Source organism: Streptomyces sp. NPDC059649, from assembly GCF_042734445.1.
Classification (GTDB): Bacteria; Actinomycetota; Actinomycetes; order Streptomycetales; family Streptomycetaceae; genus Streptomyces.
In genome coordinates, this window is the sequence record NZ_JBHWDV010000005.1 from 145,012 (window position 1) to 168,053 (window position 23,042).

Here is a 23,042-nt window from a genome sequence, read left to right on the forward strand (position 1 = left end):
GCGCCATGGATACCTTGGTCATCGTCGATGCCGCGAACGTCGTCGGCTCGGTCCCCGACGGCTGGTGGCGGGACCGGCACGGCGCGGCGGAACGGCTGCGCGACTCCCTGCCGGCCTATGCCGCGGGCGGGCTGCCGGGACTGGCCGACCCGCCCCTGGAGTTGGTCCTCGTGGTCGAGGGCGCGGCGCGCGGGGTGACGTCCGTGGAGGGCGTGCGGGTGGTTCCGGCGGCCGGCAGCGGCGACGACCGGATCGTGGAACTGGTCGCGGACGAGGGCGCCGGGCGGGACTGCCTGGTGGTCACCGCGGACCGTGGACTGCGCGACCGCGTCCAGGCGCTGGGCGCCCGGGTGACCGGGCCGCGGGCGGTCCGGGGACGCGGCCGCGCCTGACGCCCGCGGCCGTGGTCAGGGGGCCGACGGGGCGGCCGGTGCGGCCGTGAGGCTCAGCAGGAGCATCGCGTCGTGGTCCGGGGTGCCGGGCTCGGCCTGGTAGACGACGAGGCGGTGGCCGTCGGTGCGGGCCACCGTGTACGCCTCGTAGCTGAGGTCCATCCGCCCGACCGGGGAATCCGCGAAGCACTTGCGGCCGTTGGTCCGCGAACGTACGTCGTAGCGCTGCCAGAGGGTGGCGAACTCCGGGCTCTTGACGGTGAGTTCACCGATCAGGCCGGTGAGGTCGGGCGCGTCCGGATGGGCGCCGGCGACGGCCCGCAGATGGGCCACCGTGGCCGCGGCGACCTCGTCCCAGTTGCCGTAGAGGGTGCGGGCCCGCGGGTGCAGGAAGGTGTAGCGCGCGGTGTTGCGCTGCCGGACCGGCCACTCCTCGATGCCGGGCAGCAGCCGCATCCCGGCGGTGTTGGCGGCCAGCAGGTCGTTGGAGCGGCCCAGTACGTACGCCGGGCAGGGCGCGACGATGTCGAGCATCCGCAGGACGTCCGGACGCAGGGTGCGCGACGGGGGCTCCGGGCCCCGGGACGGGCCGGGGGCGGCGGCCGGGGACGCCGTACGGGCGAGCGCGAAGAGATGCGCCCGCTCGTCGTCGTCCAGGCGCAGCACGCCCGCGATGGCCTCCAGGACCGGTGCGCTCGGACGGTTCTGTTTGCCCTGCTCCAGGCGCCGGTAGTACTCGATGCTCACCCCGGCGAGCATCGCCACCTCCTCCCGGCGCAGGCCCGCGGTGCGGCGCCGGCCGGTGGTGCCCGGCAGACCCGCGTCCTGCGGCGCCACCCGGGCCCGGCGGGTGCGCAGGAACTCTCCCAACCCCGTGTTGTTCTCCACCCGTTGAGTATGCCCCGGCCCGAGGTCCGGTTGCGGGGCCCTGCGAGGGCCCCCCTTGGGCGGGTCTCCACGTCCGGGGCCCTGCGGCCCAGACTTCTTCCGTACCGAGGAGGTGCCGGACCGCGTCGGCGGAACGGCGGAACGGGAGAGTCGAAGTGGCGAGCGTCGCAGTGGTGGGCCTGGGCATCATGGGCCGGGGCATGGCCGAGAACCTGCTGAAGAACGGGCACGAGGTGGTGGTCTGGAACCGCACCCCGGAGCGGGCCGCGGACCTGGTGGCGGCCGGGGCCGTGGTGGCCGGGAGCCCGGCGGCCGCGGCCGCCCGCGCGGAGGTGGTCTTCGAGGTGACGGCCGACGACAGCTCCTCCCGGGAGGTGTGGCTGGCGGCCGACGGCATCCTGGCGGGGGCCCCGGCGTCGGCGGTGCTGATCACCTCGGCGACGCTGTCCGTGGGGTGGGTGGAGGAGCTCGCCGCGGCGTGCGCCGACCGCGGGTCCGTCTTCTTCGACATGCCGCTCACCGGCGGCGCGGCCGGCGCCCGGACCGGAAACCTGGTGCTGCTCGCCGGCGGTGACCAGCAGGCGCTGCCGCCGCTCACGCCGGTGTTCGACGCGGTCGCCAAGGAGGTCAAGCACTTCGGGCCGGCCGGCGCCGGCACCCGCTTCAAGCTCGTGCTGAACGCCCTCCAGGCGATCCACCTGGCGGGCTTCGGGGAGGCGCTGCGGCTGGCCCGGGCGGCCGGGCTGGACACCGCGCAGGTCGGCGCGGCGCTGCTGGACCGCCCCGGCGGTGTGGTCACCGAACTGGCCTGGAACAGCTATCTGACCCCGCCGGAGCCGGTCAACTTCTCGGCGGAGTGGGCCCACAAGGACCTGGCGTACGCGGCCCGCATGGCCGGCGGGCTCCCGCACCCGGTCCTGGACGGCGTGCTGTCCCTGTTCGCCACGGCACTGGCCGAGGGCCGCGGCAAGGAGGACTGGAGCACGGTCAACCCGACGGCGGCCGGTGCGTAGGGGCCGGTGCGTAGGGCCGGTGCGTCAGTGGTTCTCTCGGATCACCCGGGCCGGGCAGGTCCGGTCGGCTCCCGGCCGGCCCGGGTGATCCGTGAGACGGGCCGCTAGCCGTTGTTCTGCCGGTTGCGCAGGCCGAGGCGGCTGTGGGATCTGCCGTAGAGGAAGTAGACGACGAAACCGATGGCCATCCAGATCGCGAACCGGATCCAGGTCTCGGCGGGCAGGTTGAGCATCAGCCACAGCGAGGCGAGGACCGACAGCACGGGCACCACCGGAACCCACGGGGTGCGGAAGGAGCGCGGCAGGTCGGGGCGGGAGCGGCGGAGCAGGACGACGCCGATGGCGACGACGACGAACGCGAACAGCGTGCCGATGTTGACGAGTTCGGCGAGCACGTCGATCGAGGTGAAGCCGGAGACGACGGCGACGACGACGCCCAGGGCGATGGTCGAGCGGTAGGGCGTGCCGAACCGCGGGTGGGCGAGGGAGAACACCCGCGGCAGCAGCCCGTCCCGGCTCATCGCGAAGAACACCCGGCTCTGGCCGAGCAGCAGGATCATGCACACCGAGGTCAGGCCGACCGCGGCGCCGAAGCTGATGACATCGGCGAAGAACGGCTTGCCGAGGTCCTTGAACGCGTCCGCGAGCGGGGCGTCGACCGAGAGCTTGTCGTACCTCTCCATGCCGGTGACCACCACCGACACCGCGACGTACAGCAGGGTGCAGATGGCCAGCGAGCCGAGGATGCCGCGGGGGACGTCCCGCTGGGGATGCCGGGTCTCCTCCGCGGCGGTGGCCACGACGTCGAAGCCGATGAACGCGAAGAAGACCACGGCCGCCCCGGCGAAGATGCCCATGGTGCCGAAGTTGGACGGCGCGAACCCGAAGAGGAGCTGGGCCAGCGGTGCGGACACCCCGCCGCCGGTCGGGCTCGGCTGGCTGGGCGGCACGAACGGCTCGTAGTTGGCGCCGCTGATCAGGAAGGCCCCGGCGATGATGACCAGCAGGACCACGGTCACCTTGATCGCCACGACCACGCCGGTCACCCGGGAGGACAGCTTCATCCCGAGGACCAGGATTCCGGTCAGGACCAGGACGAGGACGCAGGCGAGCAGGTCGAACCCGAATTGCCCCTCGTGGGTGCCGGCCAGTCCGGGCGGCAGATGCCATCCGGCGCTGTCCAGCAGGGAGCGGATGTACCCGGACCAGCCGACCGCGACCACCGCGCAGCCCAGGGCGAGCTCCAGGATCAGGTCCCAGCCGATGATCCAGGCGGGTAGTTCGCCCAGCGAGGCGTAGGAGAAGGTGTAGGCCGATCCGGCGACCGGCACGGTGGAGGCGAACTCCGCGTAGCACAGCGCCGCCAGCGCGCAGACCACGCCGGCGACGACGAAGGACGCCGCGACGGCGGGTCCGGCCGTCTCCTTGGCGATCTTTCCGGTGAGGACGAAAATGCCGGTGCCGATGATGACACCGACGCCGAACACGGTCAGGTCGAGCGCCGAGAGGGACTTCTTGAGGGTATGTTCCGGCTCTTCGGTGTCCTGGATCGACTGCTCGACGGACTTGGTGCGGAACAGGCCGTTGTCCCGCCGTGCAGTGTGTCGTGGTCCGATGTGTGGTCCGTGCTGTGTGCTCATGGGCGAACCTCCGCCTGGACGACCCTGGCAACTCTCCTGAACTGACCGAGTCTCCGCAATGGCGTGAAACAGTCAGCTTCGGCGGGCCCCCGGGCGGTGGGGATTCACCCGATGGGGTGCGGTTGCCGTCATACCGATGGGCCGGGCGGCACATCCGTACGGATGACCGGCCGGCCCATCGCCGTCCAGTGCACGGGTTCAGTGCACGGGTTCAGTGCACGAGGTTCAGCGCACGAGGTTCAGCGCACGAGGTTCAGTCGCGGGCGACCTCGGCGGGCTCCGCGTCCTCGGTCGACGCGGTGCCGGCGGCGTCCTCGTCGCGGTTGTCGATCTTGGCGACCAGGCCGGTCACCTGGCGGGCGATGTCGGGGGCGGTGAGCCCGATCTCCGCCATGACCTCCTTGCGGGAGGCGTGGTCGAGGAACCGCTCGGGGATGCCGAAGTCCCTCAGCGGCATGTCCACACCGGCGTCCCGCAGTGTCTGGGCGATCGCCGAACCGACGCCGCCGCTACGGGAGTTGTCCTCGACCGTGATGACGACCCGGTGCCGCGCGGCCAGGCCGGGCAGCGCCTCGTCGACCGGCTTGACCCACCGCGGGTCCACGACGGTCGTGGAGATGCCCTGCTTGTCGAGGAGGTCGGCGATCTCCAGGCACATCGGGGCGAGCGCGCCCACGGACACCAGCAGCACGTCCGGCCGCTGGACGCCGACCGCGGGCTCGCGCAGCACGTCCATGCCACCGACCCGGCCCACCGCCTCGACGGCGGGGCCGACCTTGCCCTTGGAGTAGCGCACGACGGTCGGCGCGTCCTTGACCTCGACGGCCTCGCGCAGCTGCGCACGCACCTGGTCGGCGTCGCGCGGCGCGGCGATCCGCAGGCCCGGGACGACCTGGAGCAGGGACATGTCCCACATGCCGTTGTGCGAGGCGCCGTCGTCGCCGGTGACGCCGGCCCGGTCCAGGACGAAGGTGACGCCGCACTTGTGCAGCGCGACGTCCATCAGGACCTGGTCGAAGGCGCGGTTGAGGAAGGTGGCGTAGACCGCGAAGACCGGGTGCAGACCGCCGGTGGCCAGGCCCGCCGCCGATACGGCCGCGTGCTGCTCGGCGATGCCCACGTCGTAGACCCGGTCCGGGAACGCCTCGGCGAACTTGCCCAGGCCGACCGGCTGCAGCATCGCCGCGGTGATCGCCACGATGTCGTCGCGCTCCCGGCCCAGCTTGACCATCTCGTCGCCGAAGACGGAGGTCCAGCTGGCGCCGCCGGAGGCCACCGGCAGCCCGGTGTCGGGGTGGATGACGCCGATGCCGTGGAAGCGGTCCGCCTCGTCCTGCTCGGCCGGCTTGTAGCCGCGGCCCTTCTCGGTGAGGCAGTGCACGATGACCGGGCCGCCGAACCGCTTGGCGCGCTGCAGCGCGGACTCCAGGGCCTCGATGTCGTGGCCGTCGATCGGGCCGACGTACTTCAGGCCCAGGTCCTCGAACATGCCCTGCGGGGCGATGAAGTCCTTCAGGCCCTTCTTGGCGCCGTGCAGCGTCTCGTAGAGCGGTTTGCCGACGACCGGGGTGCGCTCCAGCAGGTCCTTGCCGCGGGCCAGGAAACGCTCATAGCCGTCGGTGGTGCGCAGGGTGGCCAGGTGATTGGCCAGCCCGCCGATGGTCGGCGCGTAGGAACGCTCGTTGTCGTTGACGACGATGACCAGCGGACGGTCCTTCGCGACCGCGATGTTGTTCAGCGCCTCCCAGGCCATACCGCCGGTCAGCGCACCGTCGCCGATCACCGCGACGACATGGTCCTTCTTCCCGCGCACCTGGTTGGCCTTGGCCAGACCGTCCGCCCAGCCCAGGACCGTCGAGGCATGACTGTTCTCGATGACGTCGTGCGCCGACTCCGCCCGCGACGGATAGCCCGACAGACCGCCCTTGACGCGCAGCTTGGAGAAGTCCTGACGACCGGTGAGCAGCTTGTGCACGTACGACTGGTGGCCGGTGTCGAAGAGCACCCGGTCCTTGGGTGAGTCGAAGACCCGGTGCAGGGCGATGGTCAGCTCGACCACACCGAGATTCGGGCCGAGGTGGCCGCCGGTCTTGGAAACCGCGTCGACAAGGAAGGTACGGATCTCCCCCGCCAGCTGCTCCAGCTGCTCCGGGCCCAGTCGGTCCAGATCGCGCGGTCCCCTGATACGGGAAAGCAACGCCACCCCTGCCTCCTTGCTGCTTGCTGCTGCTGCCGTCGATCGATCGAGCTTGCCGATCAGATGAGTCTAATGTCGCGCCCGCTGCGGCGACGCCCGGGCCTTGCGATGTATGTCACTCGGGTGAAGCCGACTTTCGGCCGCCCCTGAAATGGCCGTGGGAACGCGATTCGGCCCCCACCGGGTTGCGCCCGGTGGGGGCCGGTACCAGCCGTCGGGGACGGCGGTGTGGGGTCAGGTGCGCCGACGGCGCTGCCGCAGCCGGGCGAACAACCCGCGGTTACGTGCGCCGACGGCGCTGCCGCAGCCGGGCGAACAACCCGCGGTTACGTGCGCCCAGCGGTCTTCTGGGTCCGCCGCGACACCGAGTCGATCACGACGGCGGCCAGCAGCACCGCGCCGGTGATCATGTACTGGATCTCGCTGGCCATGCCCAGCAGGTTCAGGCCCTGCTGGATGGACTGGATGACCAGCATGCCCAGCAGCGCGGACCAGATCTTTCCGCGGCCGCCGAAGAGGCTGGTGCCGCCGATGACCGCCGCCGCGATGACGTTCATCAGGGTGTTGCCGGAACCGAGGTTCTTCGTGGCGCCACCGGAAAGGCTGGCGATGAAGAGCCCGCCGAAGGCGGCGAGCATCCCGGAGATCGCGAAGACGCTGATCCGGATCTTGTTCACGTTGATACCGGCCCGGCGGGCCGCCTCGGCGTTGCCGCCGACCGCGAAGATCTGCCGGCCGTAGGTGGTACGGCGCACCACGAAGTCGGCGAGGACCAGGACGGCGAGGAACAGCACCAGGGCCAGCGGGAGCCCGCGGGCGCCGGCCGGCTCGTTGAGGACGTAGGCGACCACGAAGGCCATCACCGCGACCACACCGGTGCGCAGCAGGATCTCGCTGAGCGGCCGGGACGGCAGCTCGGCGGCCTTACGGCGCTTGCGGTCCAGCAGCAGCGAGCCGGCGTAGGCGAGGACCGCGACCACCGCGAGGCCGTACGCGGCGCCCTTGTCCTCGAAGTAGTAGCCGGTGAGGTTCTCGACCAGGCTGCCGCTCGGCGTGTTGATCGAGCCTTCCTTGCCCATCATCCAGATCTGCAGACCGCTCCAGCCGAGGAATCCGGCCAGGGTGACGACGAACGCCGGCACGCCGATCTTGGCGAAAAAGAAGCCATGGAGGACGCCGATGACCACACCGGTCGCGATGGCGATCAGGACCGCGAGCCAGTCGTTGACGCCATGAGTGACGCTGAGCACCGCCCAGACGGCCGCGCCGACACCGGCGACCGAGCCGACGGAGAGATCGATCTCACCGAGCAGCAGGACGAAGACGATGCCGACGGCCATGATGCCGAGGCCGGAGGTGTAGACGCCGATGTTGGCGAGGCTGTCCGCCGACAGGAAGCTGCTGTTCTTGATCTGGAAGACGATCGCGATGACGATCAGGCCGATGACGACCGGCAGCGAGCCCAGCTCACCGCCGCGCACCCGGCGCTTGAAGTCGGCGAGGTAGCCGGCGAAGCCCGCTTCCCGGACCAGCAGCCGGGGGTCGACGGCGGCGGGCTGGGGCGCGTCGGCGGCCGCGGCCTGCGCGGTCTCGGTCTCGGTCTCCGTGGTGGCGTCGGCCGAGGTCTCCGTCACGGTGTCCGTCCCGCTGTCGGCCGCGGTCTCCGTCGCCTCGCCGGCCGGCTCCTTGGTGAGGTCGCTCATGCCCCAACCTCCTTCTTCCCCTGGTCCGTGCGCGCCTTGCGGCGGGTCACCGCGTTGTCCGAGGCACCCGTGATGGCGGCGATGATCTCTTCGTGGGAGGTGCCCTCGACGTCGAAGACACCGTTGTTGCGGCCCAGCCGCAGCACCGCGACCCGGTCCGCGACGGCCTGCACGTCCGCCATGTTGTGGCTGATGAGGATGACGCCCAGCCCGCGCTCGCGCAGCCGCTCGACGAGGTCGAGGACCTGCGCGGTCTGCTCGACGCCGAGCGCGGCGGTGGGCTCGTCGAGGATGACGACCTTCGGGTCGCCGATCAGCGCACGGGCGATGGCGACGACCTGCCGCTGACCGCCGGAGAGCGCGGCGACCGGGATACGGACGCTGGGGATGCGGATGGAGAGGGTGTCGAGCAGCTCCTTGGCGCGCTTCTCCATGGCGATCTCGTCGAGGACGCCGGCGGTGCGGCGCTCGTTGCCGAGGAAGAGGTTGGCGACGACGTCGAGGTTGTCGCAGAGCGCGAGGTCCTGGTAGACGGTGGCGACGCCGAGCTCCTGGGCGTCGTGCGGCTTGTTGATGCGGACCGCCTCACCCTCCCACTCGATGCTGCCGTCGTCGACCGGGTGGACGCCCGAGATGGTCTTGACCAGGGTGGACTTGCCGGCGCCGTTGTCGCCCACGAGGGCGACCACCTCACCGGGGTGGATCTCCAGCGTGACGTCCGTGAGTGCCTGGACGGCGCCGAACCGCTTGGAGATTCCGCGCAACGCCAGCACAGGCGTAGCGGACACGTGAATCATCTCCTTCGCCGCCGTCACAACGGCGGGGGGGCATGGTGGTGCGAAGAGGGGTGCTCTGCGAGCCGAGGATGCTGAGGGCGGCCCCGCCCGCGCCCGGAACGGGTCGGCGCGGGCCGGGGCCGAAGGCCGGGCCAAGGGCCGGGGGCCTTACCTGACAGCGAGTACGCGGTACCGGGTACGGGGTGCCGCGGCGGTGCTGCCGGCTACTTGATGCCGGCCGCCTCGCAGGCCTTCTTGACGTCGCCGGTGCAGATCTGGCTCGCCTTGTAGACCTTGTCCTTGATGATCGTGGAGGCGATGTTGTCCTTGGTCACGATCTGCGCGTCGTAGAGCTTGGCGGGGATGCCCTTGACCGCGCCGCTGAGGCTGTCCACCTTGGTGGACGTCAGGGAGTCGATCTTCTCGCCCTTGAGCAGCTTGACCGCGATCTCGGCCGTGGAGTCGGCCTGCGGCTTGATCTGCTTGTAGATGGTGAACGCCTGGTCGCCCTTGAGGAGCCGCTGCAGACCCGCGAGCTCGGCGTCCTGGCCACCGACCGGGACCTTGACGCCCTTCTGCTTGAGCGCGGTGATGATGCCGCCGGCCATGCCGTCGTTGCCGGAGTAGACGCCCTGGATGCCGTCCTTGCCCAGCGAGTCGAGGGCCGCGTTCATCTTCTTGTTGGCCTCGTCCGACGACCAGTCCGGGATGTCCTGCTCGTACGCGATCTTCTTGACCTGCTTGTCGAGGACGCTGTGCGCGCCCTTCTTGAAGAACGGCATGTTCGGGTCGGTCGGCGAGCCGTTGATCATGACGACATTGCTGTCCTTGGCCTTGTCGCCGAGCGCCTTGACCAGCGCCTGCCCCTGGAGGCGGCCGATCTTCTCGTTGTCGTAGGAGACATAGGCCGAAATGTTGCCCTCGGCCAGACGGTCGTAGGCGATGACCTTGACGCCCTTCTTGGCGGCCTGGTTCACCCACGACTGGGTGGCCTTGTAGTCGACCGCGTCCAGGATGATCACCTTCACACCCTGGGTGATCAGCGCGTCGAACTGCTTCTTCTGGGTCTCGGTCTCCTGCGCCGCGTTGTTGTACTTGACCGTGCAGTCGCTGCACAGTTCCTTGATCTTCGCCTCCATCATCGGGCGGTCGAAGGTCTCGTAACGCGTGGTCTTGTTCTCCGGCAGAAGCAGGCCGATGGTCTTGTTGTCGCCACCGCCGCCCTTGGCGCCGTCTCCGGCCTTGCCGCAGGCGGCCACGGAGAGCGCCATCGAAACGGCAGCGGTACCTATGACGACGCGACGCGTCCAAACGTTCATTGGGGTTGCCTCCCTGACGTGGCCGCGTCGTTGCGGCCGAGGTGGCTGGAAGTCAACTCGGCCGCCAGCCGACCGTCAAGAAGTAAATCCTTAACGAGATGGCAACGGTGCCATGCGTTAGCAGTGTGAACGCAGAGCGCTTATGCCAGGGCAGGCGCATCCACGGTCTGCGCACCGTCGAGCAGTGTCGAATCGCCCATCTCGCTCAGCACCAGCGCGAGCGCGCCCAGCACCTCGGCGCGGCCACCGAGCGTGCCCGTGACAATCCCCAACTGCCGTGCCGCGCTGGGAATTGCGTAGCGCGACACGGACTCGCGGATCGGTGCCAGCACCAGCTCACCGGCGTCGGCGAGATCGCCGCCGAGTACCACTCGGCTGGGATTGAGCAGATTACACAAGTTCGCCACACCACTACCGATATGGCGGCCTACGTCCGCAATGACGCGTCGGCAACCCGGATCGCCCTCGCGGGCCAGCTGGACCACCCGCGTCATGGTCAGATCGGGCCCGTGGCTCGGCTGCAGCAGCGGCAGCACGTACCGGGCCGCGGTGAAGGTCTCCAGGCAGCCGCGGTTGCCGCAACGGCAGACCGGCCCGGACTCGTCCAGCGTGATGTGCCCGATCTCGCCCGCGGTACCGCCCGGCCCGCGGTAGATCTGCCCGCTGATCACCAGCCCGGCACCGACACCGCTGGCGACCTTGATGTACGCGAGGTCGGCGGCCCCGCGGCCACCGCCCCAGACCAGCTCGCCCAGCGCGCCGAGGTTGGCGTCGTTGTCGACGTAGACGGGGACGCCGAGCCGCCCGGACAGCTCCTGCCTGGGGTTCGTCCCCGTCCAGCCCGGCAGGATCGCGGTCGAGCCCAGCGTCCCGGATTCCACGTCGATCGGTCCGGGCACGCCCAGGCCGACGCCGATGACCTTGTCGGCGCCGATTCCGGTCGCCTCGATCAGCCGGTTGACCAGCTGTTCCGCGCGGTCGAAGCCCTCCGCGGCGGAGGCGTCCACATCGATCGGCTCGGCCTCCTCGGCGAGCACCTGGTGCGCCAGGTTGCCGACCGCCACGCGCAGGTGGGAGTGGCCGAAGTCGACGCCCACGACGATGCCCGCGTCGCCGGAGAGCGAGACGCTGCGCGCCCGGCGGCCACCCGCCGAGGTGGGGGTGACCTCGACGGTGCCGCCGTCCTTCAGTTCCCGGACGATGTTGGAGACGGTGGCCGCGGACAGCCCCGTGCTCCGGGCGATCTCCGCCTGGGTGAGCGAGCCCGCCATGCGTACGGCGCGTACCACCCGCTCCAGATTGGCCCGGTGCAGCGAGGACTGCGACCCCGGAGTCTCCATCGACTCATCCACTCCCGCCTGGGGCGGACAGCGCGACGACCGCCCGCCGGACCGGACCACAGCAGCGGGGCCCGGCTTGTCTCCAACATGTGAATCTAAGCTGAGCTGCCCGGGACACCTCCCGTCAAGTCCTTCAACGCTCCTGAGACCAGCACAACGCACCGGCCTCCCACCGGCAATCCGGTGGGAGGCACGGTCTGATCAGGCACTACTTGAGCGCGCCGGCGGTCAGCCCGGCCACCACCTGACGCTGGAAGATGATGTACGCGGCGAGAACGGGGAGCATCGCGATCGTCAGACCCGCGAACAGCCCCGACCAGTCGCCCTTGTACCCCTGGCTCACCGCGAGGGCCACCAGTCCCTGGGTGAGCATCTTCTTGTCGGGGTCGCCGACGTTGAGCACCGTCGGCAGCAGGTACTGGTTCCACTGCCCGAGGAAGTTGAAGATCCCGACGCTGATCAGGCCGGGCCGGGCCATCGGCAGCATGACCTGGAAGAAGGTGCGGGTGTGCGAGGCGCCGTCGATCAGCGCGGCCTCGGCCACCGAGGTGGGCAGCGTCCGGAAGAACCCGCTGAGGAAGAACACCGTGAACGGCAGCGAGTAGGCGATGTAGACCAGGATCAGGCCGTGGTAGCTGTCCAGCAGCGTCATGTTCTTCATGACGAAGAACAGCGGAACCAGCGCCAGGATGACCGGGAAGCCCATACCGCCGACGAACAAGAAGTAGAGGAAGCGGTTGCCGGGGAAGTCGAAGCGGGCCAACACATAGGCCGCCATCGACCCGAGCAGCATCGTGCCGATCAGTGAACCGCCCACCACGATCAGCGAGTTGAGGAAGTACTGGCCCATGTTCGCCTTGTCCCAGGCGCGGGCCCAGTTGTCGACGTGCAGGACCGAGGGCAGGCTCCAGGGCGAACCGAAGATCTCGGTGTCGTCCTTGAAGGAGCTGACCACCGCCCAGAGCAGCGGCATGGTCACCAACAGGCCCCAGATGACCAGGACTCCGTGCGAGAAGACGTTGAGGACCCGGCCCTCGCCGCCGCCGTTCCGGCCGGCCGTACCGTCCGTGCCGCCGCGTCCGGCGCGCGGTCCGGGCACCGGCGAGGTGGCCCCGCCGGGCGGCCCCTGCTCCTTGGTGACGCCCGGGAGGTCCGCGGGGTCGGTCTGCGCGCTCATCAGAACTCCAGTCGCTCGCGGCGTCCCAGCCGCATGACGATGCCCGAGAAGATCAGGGTCACGATCAGCAGGGAAACGCCGATGGCGGTCGCATAGCCGGCCTGACCGTCGCGGAACGTCTTCTGGTACACGTACAGCGGAAGGACCTCGGTCGAATAGTCGGGGCCGCCCGGGCCGACGCTCATGATTTGCACGAACGCGAAGGCCGAAACGTCCAGGGCGAGGATTCCCATGTAGATCCAGCCGGTCTGCACGGTGTCCCACAGCAGCGGCAGGGTGATCCGGAAGAAGGTGTTGAAGCGGTTCGCGCCGTCCAGCAGCGCGGCCTCGTAGAAGTCCTTCGGAATGGAACTCATCCCGGCCGAGAACAGCACGACGTAGAAACCGACATTGGCCCACACCATGGCGGCCATCACGCACCACAGCGCGATCTGCGGATCTCCCAGCCAGTCGGGCTGCACGCTGTCGAGCCCGATCGCCTGGAGGAACGCGTTCAGGGCGCCGCTCTCCGGGTTGTAGGCGAACTGGAACAGCAGTGCCACGATCGGGACCGACAGCACCTGCGGGAAGAAGTAGAGGATTTTGTAAGCCCCCGAGCCGCGCACTCCGCCGATGACCGCCTTCTTCCGGCGGCGGCCACCGACGTTGAGCATGAACGCGAAGAACAGGCCGAGCGAGAGCGTCACCACCGGCAGCAGCAGCAACAGCGTGACGCTGTTGCCCACCGCGGCCCAGAACACCTCGTCCTGGAAGAGACGGGCGTAATTGTCGAAGCCGACCACCTTCAGGTCCGGACTCAGTCCGGTCCAGTCCGTGAAGGAGTAGTAGATGGCCTGGACGAATGGCGAGATCACGAAGATCGCATAAATCGCCAGCGGGAGCACCAAGAACCCCGCGATGAAACGGTACTTACCGTGCTTCATGACTACCGATCCCGCTCTCTGCCTGCGTTCCCACCGCCGGTGACGCGTCGGACGATGTATCGGTCAGCGCTTGTACTTCTTCACGCTGGAATCATCGCGGGTTTCGTCCGCGTACTTCTGGATCTTGGTGATGGCCTCGTCGGGCGTCATCCGGCCGGCCATCATCTCGCCCAGCGCACCGACGCCGATGCGTTCCTTCTGCAGCGCCACGTACCAGTCCTGCAGCCGCGGATTGACGATGTTCTGGCCCGCCTTCTGCAGCACCGCCTGCGCCGATGCCAGACCCGGCGGCAGCTTCAGTCCTTCCGTTCCGCCGTTGAGCGAGGTCAGCGAGGACACCTGCTTGATGAAGTTCTGGGCGGACCGCTTGCTGAGCATGATGCGCAGCAATTCCATTCCGCCCTCGGCGTTCCGCGCCTTCCTCGGGACGATGTACGGTTCGCCGCCGGACGCCCAGATCGTGCCGTACGGCATCTTGTCGGAGGAGGACAGGCTGGAGGGGGCGCCCACCGCGAGGTCGAAGTTCGGGTTCTTCGCGATCTGCTTGGCCGACTCGTTCTCCACCCACGAGCCGTTGGGGATGAACAGCGCCTTGCCCTCGGCCCAGGCCTTCTGCGACTGGAGGTGGTCCAGGCCGGGCGAGCCCTTCAGCACATATCCCTTGCGGTAGAGCTCGTAATAGGCCTCGAAGGCCGCCTTGACCGCCGGGTCCTTCCAGGCGTTGGGCTCCAGATTGTCGATCTTCTTCAGGACCTCTTCGCCGCCGATCTTCGCGATGAACGGATAGAGGCTGAAGGGCAGGTAGTAGGGGTACTTACCGGGGTACGTCCAGCCCGCGACGCCCTTCTTCTTGGCCTTCGCGCACAGCGCGAGCATGTCGTCCCAGGTTTCGGGGTATTCCGCGTCGAGCTTCTGCAGATTGCTCCTGGAGTACCACACGCCGTACACCGTGTAGGCGTAGTAGAGGATCCAGGTCTCCTTGCCGCCGAACTGCCCCATCTCGACGACACCGGGGCGCAGGGTGTCGCGCACCTTCTTGTTCGGGTCGTCGACGGAGGGGGCGTCCAGGAGCGGGGTGAGGTCGGTCAGCTGGTCCTTGGCCACCAGCGTGCCGAAATCCATCTGCTCGGCACCGGAGTTGTCGACCAGGTCCGGGGGGTTTCCGCCGTTGAAGCGCGGCTGCAGGGTCGACTGGATCTTCTGGGTGGAGGACAGCTTGACCTTGCCGTCGGCCTTCGGGAAGGACTTGACGTACAGGGCCTGGGCGTCCTTGGCGTATTTGTCGCCGAATCCGCCGTCGAAGATGACCACGTCGAGGCCGGCCGAATCGTTGACCGCCAGCGGATTCTTCGCCGACTTCTTGCCCTTTTCGACCTTGTCCTCGCCGCCGCCCCCACCGCTGGCACAGGCGGACAGCACGCTCATGGCCGGTACGGCGACGATCCCCAGGGCTGCGGCTCGCTTGACCAGATCACGACGATTGAATTCTGAGGTGGATCCCATGCTCAAGTCCTCGCCTTCTTCAGGACTCAGGCGGTGTACCGGAGCCACCCCGGCACCGCGGGTCAGATGAAGCTGAGTTGTACGGGATGTGCATCGGGCTCGCTGGGAAAATGCGGGTCACTCATCCGTTCCCCGCCTTCCCCCCGGATCCACGGCCTTGGTCGTACGGCCGGTCGGACGCCGACAGGTATAGTCCACTTCCAGCCGAAGGGGCAAGATCGAATGCAGGGTTGGGCGGGCATCTTTCCCTAGTTGAGACCTCGCCGACATGCGGCCAATCCGCGCCGGCGGCCGTCCGGATCACCTCGCGGCACGACCGGCACCCCGATCACAGCGACACCCTTGACACCAAAGTCCGCACGCACGTTACTTATCTCTGTTTATCTTGGCGCCATTCAACTGACAACGATGTCACACTGGTTGAGAGGGCTCGCGTGCGGATCCGACACCGGCACCGTCATCTGCGGGGCATCACCCGCCCGGCCGCCCTCACCGCGGCCGTTCTGCTCGTCCTCACCCTCCCCGGCCCGGCCCGGGCCGCGCCGCCCCACACCCCCCGCGCGGACGCGGAGTTCAGCTCCTCCTTCGAATCCGGCCAGCCCGGACCGGACTGGACCGACACCGCCGAGACCGGGCCCGACGGCAGGCCCAGGGCCTCCGGCGTGAGCCCGGAGACCACCCCCGCGGCGCCCGGTATGAGCACCCGTACCGACACCGGGCCGGCCGACTCCCCCACCGCCAAGGCCCACGCCGGCTTCACCGGCGGGCATGCGCTGCGGTACGCCGGCACCCACACCGCCGACGGCCGCGGATACGCGTACAACAAGATCTTTGACGTCAACGTCCCGGTCACGGCGTCGACTTCGCTGTCGTACCTGGTCTTCCCGGAGATGGCCAGAACCGATCTGTCCTACCCGGCGACCCATGTCGCGGTCGATCTGGCCTTCACCGACGGCACGTACCTCAGCGAGCTGTCCGCGGTCGACCAGCACGGCGCCCCGCTGACCCCCCAGGGCCAGGCCGCGTCCAAAATGCTCTACGTCAACCAGTGGAACCAGCGCACCTCGCGGATCGGCGCGGTCGCCGCCGGCAAGACCGTCGACCGGATCCTGGTGGCCTACGACGCGCCCAAGGCCCCCTCGGCCGCGCCCGCCTTCCGGGGCTGGGTCGACGACATCACCCTGCGGCCCACCCCGCCGGAGAAGCCGCCGGCCCATCTGTCGGACTACGCCGTCACCACCCGCGGCACCCTCTCCAGCGGCAGCTTCTCGCGCGGCAACACCTTCCCGGCCACCGCCGTCCCCAACGGCTTCAACTTCTGGACCCCGGTGACCAACGCCGGCTCCGCGGACTGGCTCTACGAGTACGCGCGGAAGAACAACGCCGACAACCTGCCCACCCTCCAGGCGTTCAGCGCCAGCCACGAACCCAGTCCCTGGATGGGCGACCGGCAGACCTTCCAGGTGATGCCGTCCGTCGCGGACGGCACCCCGGACGCCTCCCGCACCGGCCGGGCGCTGCCGTTCCACCACAGCAACGAGACCGCCCGGCCGCACTACTACGGCGTGACCTTCGACAACGGCCTCAAGACGGAGATCACCCCGACCGACCACGCCGCGCTGATGCGCTTCACCTTCCCCGGCGACCGGGCGAGCCTGATCTTCGACAACGTCAACAACAAGGGCGGGCTGAGCCTGGACACCGACCGCGGTGTGGTCACCGGCTTCTCGGACGTCCGCAGCGGGCTGTCCGTCGGCGCCACCCGGCTCTTCGTCTACGGCGTCTTCGACGCTCCGGTGACCGGCGGGGGAAGGCTGGACGGCGGGGGCGGCAAGGACGTCACCGGCTACCTCCGCTTCCGGCCGGGCGCCGACCGGACCGTGACGATGCGGATCGCCACCTCCCTGATCAGCGTGGACCAGGCCAGGGCGAACCTGAACCGGGAGATCCCGGCCGGCACGGCCTTCGGCACCGTCGAGCAGCGGGCGCAGGCGCAGTGGGACGCGCTGCTCGGCCGCATCGAGGTCCAGGGCGCCACCCGCGACCGGCTGACCACCCTGTACTCGAACCTCTACCGGCTCTACCTCTACCCCAACTCCGGCTTCGAGCAGGCCGGTTCGCGCAGCCGTTACGCGAGCCCGTTCTCCCCGCAGACCGGCCCGGACACCCCGACCCGCACCGGATCGAAGATCGTCGACGGGGAGATCTACGTCAACAACGGCTTCTGGGACACCTACCGGACCACCTGGCCGGCCTATTCGCTGCTCACCCCGCGGCGGGCCGGGAAAATGGTCGACGGTTTCGTCCAGCAGTACAAGGACGGCGGCTGGATCTCACGGTGGTCGTCGCCCGGATACGCGGACCTGATGACCGGTACGAGTTCCGATGTGGCCTTCGCCGACGCCTACGTCAAGGGCGTGAAATTCGACGCCGAGGCCGCCTATACCGCCGCCGTCAAGAACGCCACGGTCGCCCCGCCCGGCTCCGGCGTCGGCCGCAAGGGCATGAACACCGCGCCCTTCCTCGGTTATACGAGCACCGAGACCCGTGAGGGCCTGTCCTGGGCGCTGGAGGGCTGTCTCAACGACTTCGGCATCGCCCGTATGGGCCAGGCGCTCTACGAGAAGACGAAAAAGCCCCGCTACCGGGAGGAATCCGAGTATTTCCTGGGCCGCGCCCGGAATTACGTCAAGCTCTTCGACGACCGGATCGGCTTCTTCCAGGGCAAGGACGCCGAGGGCCACTGGCGGTTGCCCCCGGAGAAGTTCGACCCCCGCGTCTGGGGCCACGACTACACCGAGACCAACGCCTGGACCGCCGCCTTCACCGCGCCCCAGGACACCCGGGGCCTGGCCAACCTCTACGGCGGCCGCGCCGCGCTGGCGAAGAAGCTGGACGCCTACTTCGCCACCCCGGAAACCGCCGCGAAGGAATTCGCCGGCTCGTACGGCGACGTGATCCACGAAATGACCGAGGCCCGCGACACCCGGATGGGCATGTACGGCCACAGCAACCAGCCGTCACACCACATCGCCTATCTCTACGACGCGGCCGGGCAGCCCTGGAAGACCCAGGAGAAGGTCCGGGAGGCACTCTCCCGGCTCTACCTCGGCAGTGAGATCGGCCAGGGATATCCGGGCGACGAGGACAACGGCGAGATGTCCGCGTGGTACGTCTTCAGCGCGCTCGGCTTCTATCCGCTGGTGATGGGCCAGGGCGAATACGCGGTCGGTTCGCCGCTGTTCACCAAGGCCACGATCCATCTGGAGAACGGCCGCGACCTCGTCGTCAACGCCCCGCGCAACAATGCCCGCAACGTCTATGTCCAGGGCCTCCGGTTCAACGGAAAGCCGTGGAATTCCACCGCGCTGCCGCACCGGCTGCTGGCCCGTGGCGGCACCCTGGAATTCGCCATGGGCGACCGGCCGTCCTCCTGGGGCACCGGCCCGCACGCCGCGCCCACGTCCCTGACCGAGGACGACAAGGTGCCGGTGCCACCCGCGGACTCCACCGATCCGTCCGCCGGCCCGCTCTTCGACAACACCTCCGACACGGCGGCCCCGCTCACCGCGGCGCCGATCGACCTGCCCCGGCCGGCCCGGATCACCTCGTACACCCTCACCTCGGCCGACCGCGGCAGCGCGCCGACCGGCTGGCGGCTGGAGGGCTCCGCGGACGGCAGCCACTGGACACAGCTGGACCGGCGCTCGGCCGAGTCGTTCGCCTGGGACCGCCAGACCCGGGTCTTCGCGCTCGCCCGCCCGGCGGACTACCGGCACTACCGGCTGGTGCCCGACGGCACCGCCACGCTCGCCGAGGTCGAGCTGCTGGGAGCGCCGGACGGCCGGTGATCCCGGGCGGTGACACCACCGCGCGCACGCGGACGGGCCGCACCCCCTCGGTCGAGGGAGTGCGGCCCGTCGTGGCGCTGCTGCCGGGTGCGGCTGCCGGTGGGTTACTTCCGGATCAGCGACCGCAGCACGTACTGCATGATGCCGCCGTTGCGGTAGTAGTCGGCCTCGCCGGGGGTGTCGATGCGGACGACCGCGTCGAACTCGACACCGGTGTCGGTGGTGACCTTGACCGTGCGCGGCGTGGTGCCGTCGTTCAGCTCGGTCACGCCGGCGATGGAGAAGCTCTCCTCACCGGTCAGGCCGAGCGACTCGGCGTTCCGGCCCTCGGGGAACTGCAGCGGCAGCACGCCCATGCCGATGAGGTTCGAGCGGTGGATGCGCTCGTAGGACTCGGCGATGACGGCCTTGACGCCGAGCAGCGCGGTGCCCTTGGCCGCCCAGTCGCGGGACGAGCCGGAGCCGTACTCCTTGCCGGCCAGGACGACCAGCGGGATGCCGGCGGCCTGGTAGTTCTGCGACGCGTCGTAGATGAAGGAGACCGGGCCGCCGTCGCGGGTGAAGTCGCGGGTGTAGCCGCCCTCGGTGCCCGGCGCGATCTGGTTGCGCAGGCGGATGTTGGCGAAGGTGCCGCGGATCATGACCTCGTGGTTACCGCGGCGGGAGCCGTAGGAGTTGAAGTCGCGACGCTCGACGCCGTGCTCGGTGAGGTACTGGCCGGCCGGGGTGTCGGCCTTGATCGCACCGGCCGGGGAGATGTGGTCGGTGGTGACCGAGTCGCCCAGCTTGGCGAGCACGCGGGCGCCCGTGATGTCGGAGACCGGGGTGGTCTCCATCGTCATGCCCTCGAAGTACGGGGGCTTGCGGACGTAGGTGGACTGCGGGTCCCACTCGAAGGTGTTGCCGGTCGGGACCTGGAGCGCGTTCCACTGGGCGTCGCCCGCGAAGACGTCGCTGTAGGACTTGGAGAACATGTCCTCGCCGATGGCGTTGGCGACGACGTCGTTCACCTCGGACTCGGTCGGCCAGATGTCCTTCAGGTAGACCGGGTTGCCGTCCTGGTCGGTGCCCAGGGCGTCGCGCGTGATGTCCACCTTCATCGAGCCGGCGAGCGCGTAGGCCACGACCAGCGGCGGCGAGGCCAGGTAGTTCATCTTGACGTCGGGGTTGATCCGGCCCTCGAAGTTGCGGTTGCCGGAGAGCACCGAGGTCACGGCCAGGTCGTGGTCGTTGACCGCCTTGGAGACCTCCTCCGGCAGCGGGCCGGAGTTGCCGATGCAGGTGGTGCAGCCGTAGCCGACGAGGTTGAAGCCGACCTTGTCCAGGTACGGCGTCAGGCCCGCCTTGTCGAAGTAGTCGGTGACGACCTTCGAGCCCGGGGCGAGGGTGGTCTTGACCCACGGCTTGCGGGTCAGGCCCTTCTCGACGGCCTTCTTGGCGACCAGCGCCGCGGCGACCATGACGTACGGGTTCGAGGTGTTGGTGCAGGAGGTGATGGCCGCGACCGTCACCGCACCGTGGTCGAGGGTGTAGGTCGAGCCGTCGGGGGCGGTGACGGTGACCGGGTGGGACGGGACGGCGGCACCGGTGCCGTCGGCGTGCTGCGGCGCGCCGGCACCGTTCTCCTGGCTGCCGTAGGCGGGGGCGTCGGAGGCGGGGAAGGACTCCGCGCTCGCCTCGTCGACCGGCGACGCGGCGGCGGCCGGCGACTGCGCGACGGGGGCCTCGACGTAGTTGAGGACGTCCTTGGCGAACTGCTGGGCGGCCTCCGCCAGGACGATGCGGTCCTGCGGGCGCTTCGGGCCGGCGATCGACGGGACGACGGTGGAGAGGTCCAGCTCCAGCTTCTCGGAGAAGTCCGGCTCGGCCTTCGGGTCCAGCCAGAGGCCCTGCTCCTTGGCGTACGCCTCGACGAGCGCGACCTGCTGCTCCGAACGGCCGGTCAGCTTCAGGTAGTTGAGCGTCTCGCCGTCGATCGGGAAGATCGCGGCGGTGGAGCCGAACTCGGGCGACATGTTGCCGATGGTGGCGCGGTTGGCCAGGGAGGTGGCGGCGACGCCCTCACCGTAGAACTCGACGAACTTGCCGACGACACCGTGCTTGCGCAGCATCTCGGTGATCGTGAGGACCAGGTCGGTGGCGGTGGTGCCGGTGGGCAGCTCACCGGTCAGCTTGAAGCCGACGACGCGCGGGATGAGCATGGAGACCGGCTGGCCGAGCATCGCGGCCTCGGCCTCGATGCCGCCGACGCCCCAGCCCAGGACGCCCAGGCCGTTGACCATCGTGGTGTGCGAGTCGGTGCCGACGAGGGTGTCGGGGTACGCCTGGCCGCCGCGGACCATGACGGTGCGGGCCAGGTGCTCGATGTTGACCTGGTGGACGATGCCGGTGCCGGGCGGGACGACCTTGAACTCGTCGAACGCCTTCTGGCCCCAGCGCAGGAACTGGTAGCGCTCCTTGTTGCGGCCGTACTCCAGCTCGACGTTCTGGCCGAAGGCCTCCTTCGTGCCGAACTTGTCGGCGATGACGGAGTGGTCGATGACCAGCTCGGCCGGGGCCAGCGGGTTGATCTTGGCCGGGTCGCCGCCCAGTGCCTTCACGGCCTCACGCATGGTCGCGAGGTCCACGACGCACGGCACACCGGTGAAGTCCTGCATGATCACGCGGGCCGGCGTGAACTGGATCTCCTGGCTGGGGTGGGCCTGCGAGTCCCAGCTCCCGAGCGCCCGGATGTGGTCGGCGGTGATGTTCGCGCCGTCCTCGGTGCGGAGCAGGTTCTCCAGCAGCACCTTCAGGCTGTACGGCAGACGGGCGGAGCCCTCGACCTTGTCCAGCCGGAAGATCTCGTACGACTCGTCGCCCACCTGCAGCGTGCTGCGGGCGTCGAAGCTGTTCGCCGACACGACAGTCTCCTTCATCAATGTGCGCGTGCTCTCCGCAATCCTGCCGCCACGACTCCCCTGCGATCCGCTAAGGTAAGGCTTAGTTAGGTAACCCTTACCGGGGTGGCGGCTGCGGTGCGCCTCGGCAGATATCTCGATGTCGAGATAACTCTAGTACATCAGGGCGGCGCGGTCATGCCCCGACTTTCCTGTGCTGCTTCCCCGCGCTCCGGCCGCGTAGTGACGGTTCCGGGGGTCCCGAGGGTGAGCTGCTGAAAGGCGGGCCGGGTCGGCGATCACCTCGTAGACGGCGACCCGGTCGTCCTCGCCGCGGCCCGGAGCCATGTCAACCATCCGGTCAGCGCGTGACACCCACGTGACGTCATGTAACTGTCACATCGTGCCGGTCCACTACGTCATCATCATGACGCACCTTGACGGGGAGGCAGGAGACCGATGACCGACACTCAGTGGCTGGCGGAGCAGTTCGAGCAGAACCGGGGGCATCTGCGGGCGGTGGCCTACCGGATGCTGGGCTCGCTCAGCGAGGCGGAAGACGCCGTTCAGGAGGCCTGGCTGCGGCTGAACCGGTCCGGCGTGGACGGGGTGGAGAACCTGGGCGGATGGCTGACCACGGTCGTGGGGCGGGTCTGCCTGGACCAGCTGCGGATGCGCAAGGCGCGCCGCGAGGACTCCCTCGACACGCACGTCCCCGAGCCCATCGTGAGCCACCCGGACCGCGTCGACCCGGAGCAGGAGGCGCTGCTGGCCGACTCGGTGGGGCTCGCGCTGCTGGTCGTCCTGGAGGCCCTCTCCCCCGCCGAGCGGCTGGCCTTCGTGCTGCACGACATGTTCGCGATGCCCTTCGACGAGATCGCGCCGGTCATCGACCGTACGCCGGCCGCCGCCCGGCAGCTCGCCAGCCGCGCCCGGCGGCGGGTCCGGGGCACGGCGCCGGCGCCGGAGATCGACCTCACCCGCCAGCGGGAGGTGGTCGACGCCTTCCTCGCCGCCTCGCGCGGCGGCGACTTCGACGCGCTGCTCGCGGTGCTCGACCCCGATGTGGTGCTGCGGGCGGACGCCGGTGCCGCGCCCGGCGGCATCTCGAAGCTCGTCCGCGGCGCCCGGACGGTCGTCGAACAGGCCCTGCTGTTCTCCCGGTTGTCGCTGTCCTCCCGGCCGGCCCTGGTCAACGGCGCGCCCGGGCTGATCACGGTGCACAACGGCCGGCTCTTCTCCGTCATGGACTTCACCGTCGCGCACGGCAAGATCGTCGAGATCAACATCCTCGCCGACCTGGAGCGGCTGCGGCGACTGGACCTGACCATCCTCGACGAGGGCGATGACGAGGGCGATGACGATGACACGGAGGGTCACCGGAGCACCGACTGAACGCGCCCGCAGGAGAGTGAGGTCAACCGGCCAAAGAGGACGGTGA

General features: G+C 69.4%; 14 protein-coding genes and 1 pseudogene. 4 read left to right on the forward strand and 11 right to left on the reverse strand.

All coding sequences use genetic code 11. The features are described 5' to 3' along the window. Positions 1–5 precede the first annotated feature (5 nt). A complete protein-coding gene (locus ACFV1J_RS10325; protein WP_385856869.1) occupies positions 6–392 on the forward strand; it encodes an NTP pyrophosphohydrolase in 387 nt (128 codons plus the stop codon). A 15-nt stretch (positions 393–407) separates the two neighbouring features. On the opposite strand, the gene ACFV1J_RS10330 is transcribed toward ACFV1J_RS10325, so the two are convergent. Beyond that, positions 408–1,280: a helix-turn-helix transcriptional regulator gene (locus ACFV1J_RS10330; protein WP_385856871.1), complete on the reverse strand. Its 873-nt coding sequence runs from the start codon at positions 1,278–1,280 to the stop codon at positions 408–410. A 140-nt stretch (positions 1,281–1,420) separates the two neighbouring features. On the opposite strand from ACFV1J_RS10330, the pseudogene ACFV1J_RS10335 reads away from it, so the two are divergent. After that, a pseudogene (locus ACFV1J_RS10335) lies at positions 1,421–2,293 on the forward strand (NAD(P)-dependent oxidoreductase); the annotation flags it as partial. A 104-nt stretch (positions 2,294–2,397) separates the two neighbouring features. On the opposite strand, the gene ACFV1J_RS10340 reads toward ACFV1J_RS10335, so the two are convergent. The 9 genes from ACFV1J_RS10340 to ngcE form a co-directional block, all read right to left on the reverse strand. Further along, a complete protein-coding gene (locus ACFV1J_RS10340; RefSeq protein WP_385856872.1) occupies positions 2,398–3,933 on the reverse strand; it encodes an amino acid permease in 1,536 nt (511 codons plus the stop codon). Between the two features lie 253 nt (positions 3,934–4,186). Further along, positions 4,187–6,136: a 1-deoxy-D-xylulose-5-phosphate synthase gene (gene dxs, locus ACFV1J_RS10345; RefSeq protein WP_385856873.1), complete on the reverse strand. Its 1,950-nt coding sequence runs from the start codon at positions 6,134–6,136 to the stop codon at positions 4,187–4,189. 320 nt (positions 6,137–6,456) lie between these two features. Then, positions 6,457–7,833, reverse strand: a complete 1,377-nt coding sequence (locus ACFV1J_RS10350) for a sugar ABC transporter permease (protein ID WP_385856874.1) — start codon at positions 7,831–7,833, stop codon at positions 6,457–6,459. Continuing rightward, complete coding sequence (locus ACFV1J_RS10355; RefSeq protein WP_385856875.1) at positions 7,830–8,630, reverse strand: ATP-binding cassette domain-containing protein; 801 nt, start codon at positions 8,628–8,630, stop codon at positions 7,830–7,832. Before ACFV1J_RS10355 ends, ACFV1J_RS10350 begins: the two co-directional genes overlap by 4 nt. A 203-nt stretch (positions 8,631–8,833) precedes the next feature. Then, complete coding sequence (locus tag ACFV1J_RS10360) at positions 8,834–9,928, reverse strand: substrate-binding domain-containing protein (protein WP_385856876.1); 1,095 nt, start codon at positions 9,926–9,928, stop codon at positions 8,834–8,836. Positions 9,929–10,068: 140 nt separating this feature from the next. Next, entirely contained in the window at positions 10,069–11,268 is a 1,200-nt protein-coding gene (locus ACFV1J_RS10365) for an ROK family protein (RefSeq protein ID WP_385856877.1), read from the reverse strand. 208 nt (positions 11,269–11,476) lie between these two features. After that, positions 11,477–12,445, reverse strand: coding sequence for a carbohydrate ABC transporter permease (locus ACFV1J_RS10370; RefSeq protein ID WP_385856878.1), 969 nt, complete (start codon positions 12,443–12,445; stop codon positions 11,477–11,479). Next, positions 12,445–13,368: a carbohydrate ABC transporter permease gene (locus ACFV1J_RS10375; RefSeq protein ID WP_385856879.1), complete on the reverse strand. Its 924-nt coding sequence runs from the start codon at positions 13,366–13,368 to the stop codon at positions 12,445–12,447. The genes ACFV1J_RS10370 and ACFV1J_RS10375 overlap by 1 nt, the downstream gene beginning before the upstream one ends. 63 nt (positions 13,369–13,431) lie before the next feature. Continuing rightward, entirely contained in the window at positions 13,432–14,871 is a 1,440-nt protein-coding gene (gene ngcE, locus ACFV1J_RS10380) for an N-acetylglucosamine/diacetylchitobiose ABC transporter substrate-binding protein (protein WP_385856880.1), read from the reverse strand. A 434-nt stretch (positions 14,872–15,305) separates the two neighbouring features. Between ngcE and ACFV1J_RS10385 the strand changes: the two genes are divergently transcribed. Further along, a complete protein-coding gene (locus tag ACFV1J_RS10385; RefSeq protein WP_385856881.1) occupies positions 15,306–18,722 on the forward strand; it encodes a GH92 family glycosyl hydrolase in 3,417 nt (1,138 codons plus the stop codon). A gap of 104 nt (positions 18,723–18,826) precedes the next feature. Here the strand turns inward: ACFV1J_RS10385 and ACFV1J_RS10390 are convergent, their stop codons facing one another. After that, entirely contained in the window at positions 18,827–21,625 is a 2,799-nt protein-coding gene (locus tag ACFV1J_RS10390) for an aconitate hydratase (protein ID WP_385856882.1), read from the reverse strand. Between the two features lie 435 nt (positions 21,626–22,060). Between ACFV1J_RS10390 and sigJ the strand changes: the two genes are divergently transcribed. Then, complete coding sequence (sigJ, locus tag ACFV1J_RS10395) at positions 22,061–22,996, forward strand: RNA polymerase sigma factor SigJ (RefSeq protein WP_385856883.1); 936 nt, start codon at positions 22,061–22,063, stop codon at positions 22,994–22,996. The last annotated feature ends 46 nt before the right edge of the window (positions 22,997–23,042 follow it).

Coding starts and splice junctions, on each gene's coding strand:
- sigJ (WP_385856883.1), top strand. CDS start 22,061: ATGACCGACACTCAGTGGCTGGCGGAGCAGTTCGAGCAGAACCGGGGG.
- ACFV1J_RS10340 (WP_385856872.1), bottom strand. CDS start 3,933: ATGAGCACACAGCACGGACCACACATCGGACCACGACACACTGCACGG.
- ACFV1J_RS10360 (WP_385856876.1), bottom strand. CDS start 9,928: ATGAACGTTTGGACGCGTCGCGTCGTCATAGGTACCGCTGCCGTTTCG.
- ACFV1J_RS10365 (WP_385856877.1), bottom strand. CDS start 11,268: ATGGAGACTCCGGGGTCGCAGTCCTCGCTGCACCGGGCCAATCTGGAG.
- ACFV1J_RS10370 (WP_385856878.1), bottom strand. CDS start 12,445: ATGAGCGCGCAGACCGACCCCGCGGACCTCCCGGGCGTCACCAAGGAG.
- ACFV1J_RS10375 (WP_385856879.1), bottom strand. CDS start 13,368: ATGAAGCACGGTAAGTACCGTTTCATCGCGGGGTTCTTGGTGCTCCCG.
- ACFV1J_RS10355 (WP_385856875.1), bottom strand. CDS start 8,630: ATGATTCACGTGTCCGCTACGCCTGTGCTGGCGTTGCGCGGAATCTCC.
- ngcE (WP_385856880.1), bottom strand. CDS start 14,871: ATGGGATCCACCTCAGAATTCAATCGTCGTGATCTGGTCAAGCGAGCC.
- ACFV1J_RS10325 (WP_385856869.1), top strand. CDS start 6: ATGGATACCTTGGTCATCGTCGATGCCGCGAACGTCGTCGGCTCGGTC.
- ACFV1J_RS10350 (WP_385856874.1), bottom strand. CDS start 7,833: ATGAGCGACCTCACCAAGGAGCCGGCCGGCGAGGCGACGGAGACCGCG.